The following is a 13,004-nucleotide window of genomic DNA, read 5'->3' as shown; positions in this document are numbered from 1 at the left end:
GGCCGGGACTTCGCAGTTCCGGCCCCCCGCGGGGCCCGCGTTCTTCCCCGGTGCGGTGACCAGGCCGCGGCTGATCACCGCACCGGGCGACACGACCAGGCGTCAGCCCGTGGCCCCGGCCGGGACGCCCGGTTCCGGCACCCCGGTCCAGGCGGGGGCGGGCCAGCCGCGCCAGGGGGCGTAGTCGGGATTGATCACGCACCGGCCGGTGGCCTCGGTGCGGGTCGCCCGGTCCACCGGGCAGCCCTTGACGATGAACTGCCGCGCGATGCCGCCGGGGAAGGCGACGCCCGTCTGCGGCGCGCGCACCGTGCGGGTGCCGATGGTGGCGTTGACGTCGATGCCGCCGGGGGCGTCGATCCAGTAGTGGTAGGCCGCGTCCTGACGTTGGTAGGCCTCGCGGTCGTACGTCGCCGCCACATAGGGCGCGGGCTGGTCGCGCTGGGCGTAGGACTGCAGGTCGTACTGGCCGTGCGTGTCGGCCGGGCGCAGGCCCTCCTTGAAGACGACCGCGGGCGGCCGGTCGTCGGAGCGGTACAGGGCATGGCAGTTGGCGCGCCAGGCAGGCTCGTCCGGCCGCATCCTGGCGAGGTCCACATCGGTGTCCGCCGCCGCGTAGAGCCGGTCGGGGACGAGGGGACACCACTCGGCGGCGTCGGCGAGCCCGGGGGCGACGGCGTCGGCGGTGGCGCACAGCGGGAGGGCGAGAGCGCCCAGCGGAAGCACGGCGGCGCTCAGCCGGCGCAGCATGCGCGGTGTGATCATGTGCTCACGATCACCCCGGTCCGAGCCGCCGTCGGGGATGCTCACCCGTTCGTCGGCGTGTCCGCGCGGCAGGGCCGGACCCGCGCCCGCCCATGCAGAAGAGGCCCCCTGCGCGCCGTTGTAGGGCGAGGCGGGGGCCTCTCATTCGTCGTGGAGCCAGGGGGTGTGATCCACGACGCCATGGAACGACCGAGCCGGGTCGATGGGGTCGTTACCCATAACTATACGTTGTGCACCACCGCAGACCTCACGATATGGGCGTGAGGTGGGACACTGACCTTGAAAACGCAGGCTTAGAGTTCACTTCGCGTTCAACGGTCCATGACGCGCATTTCGAACCAAGTGGTCTTTCCGCGCGGCAGCAGATCCACGCCCCAGCGGTCGGCGAGCTTGTCCACCAGGAAGAGCCCGCGGCCGCTGACGTCCATCTCGCGCACCGGCATCAGACAGGGCAGGGCGCGGGACGGGTCGCGCACCTCCACCCGGATCCAGCCGCGGCGGCGCAGCATGCGCAGGCCGAAGGTGCGCGCTCCGGTGTGCCGTACGGCGTTGCCGACGAGCTCGGAGACGAGTAACTCGACGACGTCGTCGAACTGGGGCAGGCCCCAGAGCCTCAGCACCGACAGCGCCAGCCGGCGGGCGGTGGCCGCCGACTCCGGGCGCGAGGTCAGCCGCACCTCGTCCACGGACGGGTTCCCCACCAGATCGAGGGATGTCGCCGCCAGTTCGTCGGCCGCCGTGGGCGGCCGCCCCGCAGACGGGATCGTCACCCGCTGCGGCTGTTCCGATGCTCCCTGCTGCCCCGCCATGCCCTCATGATGACCGCCCCGAGCGGCGGTTCGGGGCGGATCGGGGGAATTGGCCGGGCGGAATGGGATATTCCGAGTAGCCGTTCTGACATATGTCAAGGGCAAAAATGGATCTCACACAGTGCCCTTCACCTGCGGGAACCGCGTCCTGACAGCGGCCCGTCAACACATCCGGCACAGGTCGCCTTAAGGTCCGCTTAAGGTTGCCTTAAGGCGACCGGGCCGAATCCGACGGTCACTCAACCGGGTCAGCCTTAGCGGAACTTCGCCTTGCCGGGACCCTCCTCGACGAAGCTGCGCATGCCCGTCGTCCGGTCCTCGGTGGCGAACAGCCCCGCGAACAGGTTGCGTTCGATCGTCAGGCCGGTCTCCAGATCGGTCTCCAGGCCGGCGTCGACCGCCTCCTTCGCGGCGCGCAGCGCCAGCGCCGGGCCGCGCGCGAGGCGCTCCGCCCAGGCGCGCGCCTCGGCGTACACCTGCTCCGGCGCGACCACCTTGTCCACCAGACCGATCGTCAGCGCCTCGTCCGCCGCCACCATGCGGCCGGTGAAGATGAGGTCCTTGGCCTTCGAAGGGCCGACCAGCCGGGCCAGCCGCTGGGTGCCCCCCGCGCCCGGGATCAGGCCGAGCAGGATCTCCGGCTGGCCGAGCTTCGCGTTCTCCCCGGCGATCCGGATGTCGGCGCACAGGGCGAGTTCACAGCCGCCGCCGAGCGCGTACCCCGTCACGGCCGCGACCACCGGCTTGGGGATGCGGGCGACCGCCGTGAAGGAGTCCTGGAGCGCGCGGGCCCGCACGGCCATGGCCTCGTAGTCCATGACCTGCATTTCCTTGATGTCCGCGCCCGCCGCGAACACCTTCTCGCCGCCCCAGACCACCACGGCGCGGACGTCGTCGCGCCGGGACGCCTCCTCGGCGACCTCGCGGAGCCGGTCCTGCGTCGCGACGTCCAGCGCGTTCATCGGGGGGCGGTCCAGGCGAATGGTGCCGACACCCTCGTCGACCTCGAGATGTACTGTCATGGCCGACGAGGGTATCCGTGAACGCCCGTTTACGCTGCGACGTGCCTCACGGGCACGGCGCCCGGTGTCAGGAGGCGGCGGTCCACTCGCTCCACGGCATGTTCCAGCCGTTGAGCCCGTTCCACCACTGCACCGTCTTGTCCTTGGAGTTCTTCACCTCGACGACGTCCCCGATGATCGAGTTGTCGTAGAACCAGCCGGACGGACTGCTGCTGCTGCCGCCGCGCACGTCCTGCAGGCCGACGCAGCCGTGGCTGACGTTGGCGTTGCCGAAGGTGGACGGGCTGGCCCAGTAGTTGCCGTGGACGAAGGTGCCCGAGGTGGTCAGGCGCTGCGCGTGCGGCACGTCCTTGATGTCGTACTCGCCGCCGTAGCCCACCGTGTCGCCGTTCATGCGGGTGACCGGGTAGCGCTCGGTGATGACCATCTTGCCGTTGTACGTGGTCGTGCCCGGGCCGCCGGAGGTGATGGGAATGGTCCGCAGCAGCTTGCCGTCGCGGTAGACCTTCATGGTGTGCTTCGCCGCGTCGACGATGCTGACCTGGCTGCGGCCCACCGTGTAGTGGACGTCCTTGGCCTGGGTGCCGTAGACGCCGTCCGCGCCCTCGACGCCGTTCAGCCGCAGGGAGAGCGTGATCTTGGTGCCCTTAGCCCAGTACTTCTCCGGGCGGAAGTCGATGCGCTGGTTGCCGTACCAGTGGCCGGCGACGGGGACGGACGGGCTCGCGGTGACCTTGATGGCCTTCTCGACGGCCTTCTTGTCCTTGATGGCGCGGTTGAAGTTGAGGGAGACCTCCATGCCCGTGCCGATCGTCTGACCGTCCTCCGGGGTGAAGAAGCCGATGAAGGTGTCCTTGGGGGTGACCGTGGTGAAGCTCGCGTGCTTGGCGGACTCGCGTCCCGAGCCGTCTTTGGCTATCGCGTCCACCGTGTACTTGGTCGAGGCGCCCAGCGTCTCGGACGGCTCCCAGTCGGTGCCGTCGGCGGATATCTCCCCGTCGACCTTGTCGCCCTTGGCCGTCTTCACCACGACCGAGGTCAACTTGCCCTTGCCGGCCGTGACCTTCAGCGCGCCCGTGGTGGCCACGTCGTCCGCGCCGTCCTCCGGCGCGATCGTCACCACGGCCTGCGACTCGGTGGTGTCACTGCCGCCGCCCGCCGACGCCGACGCCCCCGGCTTGGCGGCCTTGTCGCCGCCGTCCTTGCTGTCCCCGCTCGCGCTGCCCCCGCAGGCGGTCACCAGCAGCAACATCGCCCCCATCGCCAGGGCCAAAGTGGTGCGCTTGGCGCCCGGCGCTCCCTGTATCGCCTTCAACTTCTCTCTCCCCATGCCCGGCCGTGCCCGTGTGAGTCCCCCTCACTCTTCACTCAGCCAACCACAGGAAAGAGGCCCGGCAGGTCCCGGTAATGTCACCGTTCCGTCCCGATCACCGGGCCCTGCCGGAACGGGCGTTCAGCCGCCGGCCCGCCACTGCCGCCAGGACATGTTCCAGCCGCCCAGCCCGTTGTCCGGGGCGACGGTGGAGTCGTGGGAGTTGACCACCGTGACCATGTCCCCGACGAGGGTGTGGTCGAAGAACCAGCCCGCCGGAGTGGTGTCCCCGCCCCCCTTCACGTCGTACAGGCCGACGCAGCCGTGGCTGGTGTTGGCGGAGCCGAAGGTGTCGGGCGCCGCCCAGTAACTGCCGTGCACGAAGGTGCCGGAGCGGGTCAGGCGCAGCGCGTGCGGGACGTCCGGGATGTCGTACTCGCCGCCGAAACCGACGGTGTCGCCGTTCATCCGGGTCAGCCGCAGCTTCTCGGAGACCACCATGGTGCCGTTGTACGTGGGGTTGTCGGGCGCGCCCGCCGAGATCGGCAGGACGCGGAAGACCTGCCCGGCCCGGCGCACCGTCATGGTGTGGGTGGCCGCGTCGACGACGCTGGTCTGGTCGCGGCCGACGGTGAAGCGGACGTCCTTGTGCTGCACCCCGTAGACCTCGGGAGCGGCCTCCACGTCGCGCAGCCGCAGTGCGAGGGTGACCACGGTGCCGGGCTGCCAGCGGTAGCGGGGCCGGAAGTCCAGGCGCCGGTCGCCGAACCAGTGCGGCTCGACGTCCACGGCCGGCGCGGAGGTCACGGCGATCGCGCGCTGGACGGCCGCGCGGTCGGCCACCGGGCGGTTGAAGTCCAGGGACACGATCATGCCGGTGCCCACCGTCTGGCCGTCCTCGGGCGTGAAGTAGCCGACCAGGGTGTTCTGGGGGACGAGGGTGGTGAACACCGCGTGCTTGGCGGCGCGCCGGCCGTCGGCGTCCACCGCGACGGCGTCCACGGTGTACTTCGCCGACAGCGCCAGGCGGTCGCGCGGCTGCCAGCGGGCGCGGTCGGCGCTCAGCGCGCCGTCGATCACCGCCCCCTCGCCGTCGGCGACGCGCACGGAGGTGAGCCGCCCGCGCTCCGCCTCGACGGTGAACGGATCGTCGGGACGCACGTCGCGGGCGCCGTCACCCGGCGTGATCCGGATCTGGGCCTGGGACAGCTTCGGGGCGCGGTCCGCGGCCGCGCCGCCCTCCTCCGGCGCGAACCCGAGCCCGCACGCCGTCAGCACCATTCCCAGCCATATGGCGGCGGTCAGTCCCACCCCCGCGCGCACAGCGCGCCGCACCGCAGTCGTCACGCAGGGTCAACGACCGGGCGGCCGCGGGGAAACGTGCCGACGCGGCGATCGATCACGCGTGTGACGTCGTACGGGGAACGGGAAAGTAAAGCGGGAGGGCGCAACGCGCGCACGGGAGGGACACCGTGCCGCGACGGACCTGGCCGGTGCGGCCAGGACCGGCCGTCCCCCGAGCCGCAGGAGGCGAGCACGTGTCAGAGACGCGCCAGGACGATACGGCCGAGCGGGCCGGCATGCTGCGCCCCGTCGGCCCCCCGATCGCTCCCCTGTCCGTGCCCCTCCCCCGCCCGCACTCCGATCCGGCGGCCACCGCGCCGGAGCCGGCGCGGGAGGTGTGGCCGGGCAGCCCGCAGCCGCTGGGGGCCCGCTTTCACACCGGCCCGGACGGGCGGCCGGGCACCAATTTCGCACTGTGGGCGGGCGGTGCGGAGTCCGTGGAGCTGTGCCTGTTCGACGACGACGGCGCAGAGACCAGGGTCCCGCTGACCGAGCTGACCCATGAGATCTGGCACGGCTTCGTCCCCGGCGTCCTGCCGGGCCACCGCTACGGCTACCGCGTGGGCGGCCGCTGGGACCCGTGGACCGGCGCCCGGTGGAACCCGGCCAAGCTGCTCCTCGATCCGTACGCGCGGGCGGTGGACGGGGACTTCACCCTCCCGCCGGAGGTCTACGGCCACGTACGGGACTGGCCCGAGCGCGCGGTCGCCGACACCGTGCGCGACAACCGCGACTCGGCCCCGCACGTACCCAAGGGCGTCGTCGTGGACGACGACGACTCCTGGGTGGACGACCGGCGCCCCAAGACGCCGTGGGCCGACTCCGTCATCTACGAGCTGCACGTACGCGGCTTCACCATGCGCCACCCCGGCATCCCGCCCGAGCTGCGCGGGACGTACGCGGGGCTGGCGCACCCCGCGGCGGTGGAGTACCTGGCGGGACTCGGCGTGACGGCCGTCGAGCTGCTGCCGGTGCACCAGTTCGCGCACGAGGACCACCTGCTGCGCCGCGGCCTGCGCAACTACTGGGGCTACAACTCCGTCGGCTACTTCGCCCCGCACGCCGGCTACGCCGCCACCGGCAGCCGCGGGGAGCAGGTCGGCGAGTTCAAGCGGATGGTGCGCGCGCTGCACGACGCGGGCATCGAGGTGATCCTCGACGTCGTCTACAACCACACCGCCGAGGGCAGCGAGCTGGGGCCGACCCTGTCCCTGCGCGGCATCGACAACCGCGGCTACTACCGGCTCCAGGGGGACCCGCGCCGCTACGCCGACTACACCGGCTGCGGCAACACCCTGCACGTGGTGCAGCCTCAGGTGCTGCGGCTGATCACCGACTCGCTGCGCTACTGGGTCACCGAGATGGGCGTGGACGGCTTCCGCTTCGACCTGGCGGCGGCGCTGGCCCGCTCCATGCACGACGTCGACATGCTCTCCCCCTTCCTCGCCGTCATCGCCCAGGACCCGGTGCTGCGCAGGGTCAAGCTGATCGCCGAGCCGTGGGACGTGGGCTCCGGCGGCTACCAGGTGGGCGCCTTCCCGCCGCTGTGGACGGAGTGGAACGACCGCTACCGCGACACGGTGCGCGACTTCTGGCGCGGCACCCACCACGACGTGCGCGACCTCGGCTACCGGCTGTCGGGCTCCAGTGACCTGTACGCCTGGGGCGGCCGCCGCCCGTACGCCTCGGTCAACTTCATCACCGCGCACGACGGCTACACCCTGCGCGACCTGGTGAGCTACGAGCGCAAGCACAACGAGGCCAACGGCGAGGACAACCGGGACGGCACCAACGACAACCGCTCCTGGAACTGCGGGCACGAGGGCGAGACCGACGACCCGCAGGTGACGGCCCTGCGCCGGCGGCAGTTGCGCAACATGCTCTCCACCCTGCTGCTGTCCACCGGGGTGCCGATGCTGACCTCCGGGGACGAGGCGGGGCGCACCCAGGGCGGCAACAACAACGCCTATTGCCAGGACAACGAGATCGGCTGGATGGACTGGTCGCTGCTCCAGGACCCGGCCTGGGCGGCGCTGCGCGATCTGACCGCCCGTCTGGTGCGGTTGCGCCGGCGGCATCCGGTGCTGCGCCGCAGGGCCTTCTTCTCCGGGCGCCCGCAGTCCGACAACGGCCTGCGGGACCTGGCCTGGTTCACCGCGCGGGGACGGGAGATGACCGACCAGGACTGGCACGGGGCGACCTCGACGCTCGGGATGTACCTGTCCGGGGCGGACATCCCGCACCGCGACCAGCGAGGTCTGCCGGTGCGGGACGACAGCTTCCTCGCCGTGCTCCACGCCTCGTACCGCCCGGTCCGCTTCACCCTGCCGGGCGCGCCGTGGGCCGCGGAGTACGAACTGCTGCTGGACACCTCGCGCGAGGACCAGGCGGAGGCGCCGGGCACCCGGTACCGGGCCGGCGACGTACTGACGGTGCCGGGGCGGACGGTGCTGCTGCTGCGGGTGGTCTGAGCGGGGAGAGCGGGGGCGGCGCGGGGCGGGGGGGCGGCGCGGAAGCGGACCCGGACCGTCCCCGGGAAAGGGGGTGGACTCGGCCAATTGGTCCAGTCCACACTGAGCGTCTGTGACCTCCGCCCCACCGCCGCCGCCTTCACAGCCACCCTCGCAGCCGTCCTCACAACCGTCCTCGCCGCAACTGGCCGACGACCTCACGCGTGCCGCCGCGGTCGCCGGGGACCGCCTGTGGTCCCGGCCGTTCCGGCTCTACTTCACCGCGCGCAGCATCGCGATGCTCGGCGACTCGATGCTCCCGGTCGCGCTCTCGGCCGGGCTGCTCCAGCACGGTTACGGCGCCGGCGACATCGGCTACGCCATGGCCTCGTTCACCGCCTGCTTCGCGGGTCTGGTGATCCTCGGCGGTGTGATCGCCGACCGCTTCAGCGCCCGCGCGCTCATGATCGGCGCGGACCTGGTGCGGGTGGGGACCCAGTCGCTGGCCTCGGCGCTCTTCTTCACCGGCCATGTGGTGCTGTGGCAGGTCTGCGTCATCGGCGCGGTCAACGGCACGGCGGCGGCCATGTTCCAGCCGGGCGTGGCCAGCACCGTGCCCCAGGTGGCCCGGGACGTGCAGGGCGCCAACGGGGTGGTCCGCACCGCGGAGTCCCTGATGGCGCTCGCCGGTCCGGCGCTGGCCGGACTGCTGGTGGCCTTCGCCTCGTCCGGCGCGGTCTTCGCGGTGCACGCGTGCACCTACGCCGTGAGCGCCGTCTGCCTGCTGCTGCTCCGGCTCCCCCGGCGGATGGCGCACGAGAGCTCGGACGGCAGGGCGCGCAGCACCTTCCGGGCCGATCTCGCCGAGGGCTGGCGCGAGTTCCGCGCCCGGACCTGGATGTGGTCGGTGATCGTCGTCTGGATGGTCTTCATGATCATGGTCATGGGCCCGGTCACCCCGCTGGCCGCCGCGGAGATCCTGCCCGTGCACGGACCCGAGGCGTACGGCCTGGTCAGCTCCGCGCTGGGGGCCGGCACCGCGGTCGGCGGCCTGCTGGCGATCCGGGTGCGGCCGGCCCGGCCGCTGCGCGGCGGGTCGATCGCCCTCTTCGGCTCCGCGCTGTACCCCGCGGCGGTCGGGCTGGCGCTGCCGGTGCCGCTGATCGCCGCCGCGGTCTTCGCGGCGGGCATGGCGTGGGCGTTCTGGGGTGTGATGTGGGCGACAAGTGTGCAGACCCAGGTACCCGGCGAGATCCTCAACCGGATACACGCCTACGAGGTGGCCGGCTCGGTCGCCATGCTGCCGGTCGGGCAGGCGCTGGCAGGGCCCGCGGCCGGGGTTTTCGGGGCCCGTCCCGTCCTGCTGGCCGGTGGCGTGGTGACGGTGGGGGTCTGTGTGGCGTTGCTGTCGGTGCCTGCCGTGCGGGACCTCGGCCGAAAATCCGGATGAGCGTTGTCGGTGGTCCCCCGTAGTCTCTGAAACGATGCCTGAGCCGACCATCCAACCAGCGCCCGACCGTCCCCGATCCGCCGTCCGTTCCCTGCTGCGCCTGTGGCCGTATGTGAAGCCGGTCAGCCGCCGGCTGTTCGGCTCCGCGGGCGTGGCCGTCGTCGCGTCCTGCCTCGCGCTGCTCATCCCGCTCGTCCTGAAGTGGATCGTGGACGGCCCGGTCGCCGACCACGACCCCTCCGGCGTCTGGCTCGGCGGCGGTGTCGTGCTGCTGCTCGGCCTTCTGGAGGCCGGGCTGTTCGGCGTCCGCCGCTGGCTGGTGGCCCGGCCGATGGCGGGGCTCGAGGCGACCATGCGGGCGGATCTGTACCGGCGGCTGCAGCGCCTGCCGGTGGCCTTCCACGACCGCTGGGGCTCGGGGCAGCTGCTGTCGCGTGCCACGAACGACCTGCAGATACTGCGGATGTTCCTGACCTTCCCCATGGTCTTCCTGGCGGTCAACGGCGCGACGATCGTGGCGGGTTTCGCCATCCTGTTCTTCCAGCACTGGTCGCTCGGGCTGATCCTGCTCGTGCCGGTCGTGCCGCTGGTGTTCCTCTGCGCGTACTTCGAGGCGCGCTACCAGCAGGCCTCCCGGCTCGCCCAGGACCAGGTCGGCGACCTGACCACGCTGGTCGAGGAGTCCGTGCTCGGCATCCGCATCATCAAGGCCTTCGGCCGGCACCGCAGCCAGGCGGACGCCTTCCGCCGCCAGTCGCGCGAGCTGCGCGGCACGGAGCTGCGCAAGGCCCGGCTGCTGGCGGACCTGTGGATGGTCATCATGGGCCTGCCGGACGTGGCGCTCGGCGCGGCGCTCGTACTGGGCGTGACGCAGGTGGCCGACGGCGACCTGTCCGCCGGCACGCTGGTGGCCTTCCTCTCCACCGCGCTGGCGCTGCGCTGGCCGGTGGAGTCGCTGGGCTGGCTGCTGTCGTTCAGCAACGAGGCGGCCACCGCCGCGGACCGCGTCTTCGAGGTGCTGGACTCCGAGTTGCCCCCGGAGACCGGTGCCGGCACCGGGCCGGAGGTGACGGCCGGGGGTGGCGACGGCATCCGCTTCTCCGGTGTCCGCTTCCGCTATCCCGACGCCCCCGAGGGCACCCCCGACCTGCTCACCGGCATCGACCTGCACATCCGCAGCGGCGAGACGGTCGCCCTGGTCGGTTCCACGGGCAGCGGCAAGACCACGCTCACCTCGCTCATCCCCCGGCTGTACGAGCCGACCGGGGGCCGCGTCACCCTGGACGGCGCCGACGCCGCCGGGCTGAGCCGGTCCGCGCTGCGCCGCATCGTCGCGACGGCCTTCGAGGAGCCCACGCTCTTCTCCGCCAGCGTCCGGGAGAACGTCCTGATGGGCGCCCCCGACGCGGACGAGGCCGATCTGCTGCGGGCCCTGGAGATCGCCCAGTGCGACTTCGTCCACAAGCTCCCGCAGGGTGTGGAGACCCAGGTCGGCGAACAGGGCCTGAGCCTGTCCGGCGGTCAGCGGCAGCGCCTCGCCCTGGCCCGCGCGGTGGTGGGACGGCCCCGCTTCCTCGTCCTGGACGACCCGCTGTCCGCGCTGGACGTCCACACCGAGGCCCTGGTCGAGGCCGCCCTGCGCCAGGTGCTCGCCACGACCACCGCCCTGGTGGTGGCCCATCGTCCCTCCACGGTGATGCTCGCCGACCGCGTCGCCCTCATGTCCGACGGCCGGGTCACCGCGGTCGGCACCCATCACGAACTGCTCGCCGCCTCCACGGAGTACCGCCGTCTGATGTCCGGCCAGGACGAGCCCGCCACCGTCCCCTCCGGGGGAGGCGCGGCCGGATGACCCCGTCCCGCACCGGCCGCAGCACGATCCGATCCCAAGGGAGCAGCGCACGATGACCTCCGTCGCGGAGTCAGAGCCCTCCACCGGCGAACCCGGCCGTCCCGGCGACGCCGCCCTTCCCGGTGAGCCCGGTGAGCCCGGCGACGAACGCAAGCCGGCGGCCGAGGGCGATCCCTTCGACCGGGACACCCTGCCGACACCCCCCGGAGCCTCCCGGCAACTGCTGCGCGAACTCGTCGGCCCGCACCGCGGACGGGTCTGGTTCGCGGCCGTGCTGCTGCTCCTGCAGCAGGCCGCCGTGCAGGCGGGCCCGCTGATCGTGGCGGTGGCCATCGACCGGGCCATCCCCGCGCTGCGCCGGGGCGACCACGGGCCGCTGATCGCGGTGGCGGTGGGCTACATCGGGTGCGCCGTCGCGGGCGGCCTGCTGCAGCGCACGTTCATCCGCAGGGCCGGGGTGATCTGCCAGGACGTCCTGGTGGAGCTGCGCAGCCGGATCTTCCGCCATGCCCAGGCGCTGGGCCTGGACTTCCACGAGCGCTACACCTCCGGCCGGATCATCGCCCGCGCGACCTCCGACGTGGAGTCGATCCGCGAGCTGCTGACCGAGGGCCTGCAGGAACTGCTCAACGTCGGGCTGTCGGTGCTCTACATCTCCGCGGTGCTGCTGTGGCTGGACTGGCCGCTCGGCCTGTTCACGCTGGCGACCGGGGTGCCGCTGGTGTTCACCATCCGCGCGTTCCGCCGCCGCTCCGCCCGGGTGTACACCCGGCGCTCCGCCGCGACCGCCGCGGTCATCGTGCGCTTCACCGAGACGATGAACGGCATCCGGCCGGTGCAGGCGTTCCGCCGCGAGCGGGCCAACGACGAGGCCTTCGGCGAGCTGAACGCCACCCACCGCAAGGCCAACGGCGACGCGATCCTGGAGATGGGCCGGTTCACCGTCTCCTCGTGGCTGATCGCCAACACCTCGGTGGCGCTGGTGGTCCTGTGGGGCGCGTACCGCGTGGCCTCCGGTTCACTGGAACTCGGCGTGCTCGCCGCCTTCGTGCTCTATCTGCGCCGGCTGTACGCGCCGATCGACCCGCTCGGCATGTTCCTCAACTCCTACCAGTCGGCGGCCGCCTCGCTGGAGAAGATCGCCGGCCTGCTCGCCCAGCAGCCTTCGGTGCCCGAGCCGAAGACGCCGCGGCCCCTGCCGCCCACGGCGGCGGAGATCCCGGGCCGCGAGGTCGTCTTCGACGACGTCCGCTTCGCGTACCGCACCGGCGGCGAGGTGCTGCCCCGGTTCGATCTGCGGCTGCCCGCCGGCCAGACGGTCGCGGTGGTCGGGGCGACCGGCGCCGGCAAGTCGACACTCGCCAAGCTGCTGGCCCGCTTCTACGACCCGACCTCGGGCCGCGTCACCCTCGACGGGGTGGACCTGCGCGACCTGACGCTGCCGGACCTGCGCCGCGGCGTGGTCATGGTCACCCAGGAGGCGTTCCTCTTCTCCGGCACGGTCGCCGAGAACATCGCGATCGGCCGTCCGGAGGCGACCCGCGAGGAGGTCGAGCACGCCGCGCGCGCCATCGGCGCCCACGAGTTCATCGCCGCCCTCCCGGACGGCTACGACACCGACGTCCGCAAGCGCGGCGGCCGGATCTCCGCGGGGCAGCGGCAGTTGGTCGCCTTCGCGCGGGCGCTGCTCGCCGACCCCGCCGTGCTCATCCTCGACGAGGCCACCTCCTCGCTGGACGTCCCCGGCGAGCGCGCGGTGCAGCGCGCGATGAGCGAGGTGCTGCGCGGCCGCACCGCGGTGATCATCGCCCACCGTCTGTCCACCGTCGAGATCGCCGACCGCGTCCTCGTCATGGACCAGGGCCGGATCGTGGAAGACGGCACCCCCGACGAACTGGTCTCCGGCGCGGGCCGCTTCGCCGATCTCCACCAGGCCTGGCGCGACAGCCTCGTCTGACGCCGCACCGCCCCCGGCCTCGCGCCGGGCACGGTGCGCACAG

Annotated in this window: 9 protein-coding genes; 4 read left to right on the top strand and 5 right to left on the bottom strand. The window is 72.4% G+C overall.

Translation table 11 applies throughout. The features are described from left to right. Window positions 1-102: 102 nt before the first annotated feature. The 5 genes from ACFWVC_RS37445 to ACFWVC_RS37425 all read right to left on the bottom strand — a co-directional run bounded on the left by ACFWVC_RS37445 (window position 103) and on the right by ACFWVC_RS37425 (window position 5,219). Window positions 103-765 carry a hypothetical protein gene (locus tag ACFWVC_RS37445; protein ID WP_384298562.1) on the bottom strand — a complete coding sequence of 221 codons (663 nt, stop codon included), beginning with the start codon at window positions 763-765 and terminating at the stop codon, window positions 103-105. A 311-nt stretch (window positions 766-1,076) separates the two neighbouring features. Further along, the gene (locus ACFWVC_RS37440; RefSeq protein WP_384298556.1) at window positions 1,077-1,574 is read right to left on the bottom strand and encodes an ATP-binding protein; all 498 of its coding nucleotides are present in this window, start codon (window positions 1,572-1,574) and stop codon (window positions 1,077-1,079) included. A 254-nt stretch (window positions 1,575-1,828) separates the two neighbouring features. Further along, the gene (locus tag ACFWVC_RS37435; protein WP_384298551.1) at window positions 1,829-2,596 is read right to left on the bottom strand and encodes an enoyl-CoA hydratase/isomerase family protein; all 768 of its coding nucleotides are present in this window, start codon (window positions 2,594-2,596) and stop codon (window positions 1,829-1,831) included. A gap of 67 nt (window positions 2,597-2,663) precedes the next feature. Continuing rightward, window positions 2,664-3,857 (bottom strand): Ig-like domain-containing protein, encoded by a 1,194-nt coding sequence (locus ACFWVC_RS37430; RefSeq protein WP_384298576.1) that lies wholly within the window; start codon window positions 3,855-3,857, stop codon window positions 2,664-2,666. 192 nt (window positions 3,858-4,049) lie between these two features. Next, window positions 4,050-5,219 carry an Ig-like domain-containing protein gene (locus ACFWVC_RS37425; protein WP_384298547.1) on the bottom strand — a complete coding sequence of 390 codons (1,170 nt, stop codon included), beginning with the start codon at window positions 5,217-5,219 and terminating at the stop codon, window positions 4,050-4,052. A 227-nt stretch (window positions 5,220-5,446) separates the two neighbouring features. Here ACFWVC_RS37425 and glgX point away from each other — a divergent pair, with 227 nt between their 5' ends. The 4 genes from glgX (at window position 5,447) to ACFWVC_RS37405 (ending at window position 12,961) form a co-directional block, all read left to right on the top strand. Next, on the top strand, window positions 5,447-7,723 hold the full coding sequence (gene glgX / locus ACFWVC_RS37420; RefSeq protein ID WP_384298540.1) for a glycogen debranching protein GlgX: 2,277 nt from the start codon (window positions 5,447-5,449) through the stop codon (window positions 7,721-7,723). 184 nt (window positions 7,724-7,907) lie between these two features. Continuing rightward, entirely contained in the window at window positions 7,908-9,152 is a 1,245-nt protein-coding gene (locus ACFWVC_RS37415) for an MFS transporter (RefSeq protein WP_384298568.1), read from the top strand. Window positions 9,153-9,186: 34 nt separating this feature from the next. Beyond that, on the top strand, window positions 9,187-11,004 hold the full coding sequence (locus ACFWVC_RS37410; RefSeq protein WP_384298532.1) for an ABC transporter ATP-binding protein: 1,818 nt from the start codon (window positions 9,187-9,189) through the stop codon (window positions 11,002-11,004). Between the two features lie 52 nt (window positions 11,005-11,056). Further along, window positions 11,057-12,961 carry an ABC transporter transmembrane domain-containing protein gene (locus ACFWVC_RS37405; protein ID WP_384298526.1) on the top strand — a complete coding sequence of 635 codons (1,905 nt, stop codon included), beginning with the start codon at window positions 11,057-11,059 and terminating at the stop codon, window positions 12,959-12,961. Window positions 12,962-13,004 lie beyond the last annotated feature (43 nt).

The organism is Streptomyces sp. NPDC058691, from assembly GCF_042714775.1.
Lineage (GTDB): Bacteria > Actinomycetota > Actinomycetes > Streptomycetales > Streptomycetaceae > Actinacidiphila.
This window is presented reverse-complemented; position numbering and strand designations above follow the sequence as displayed.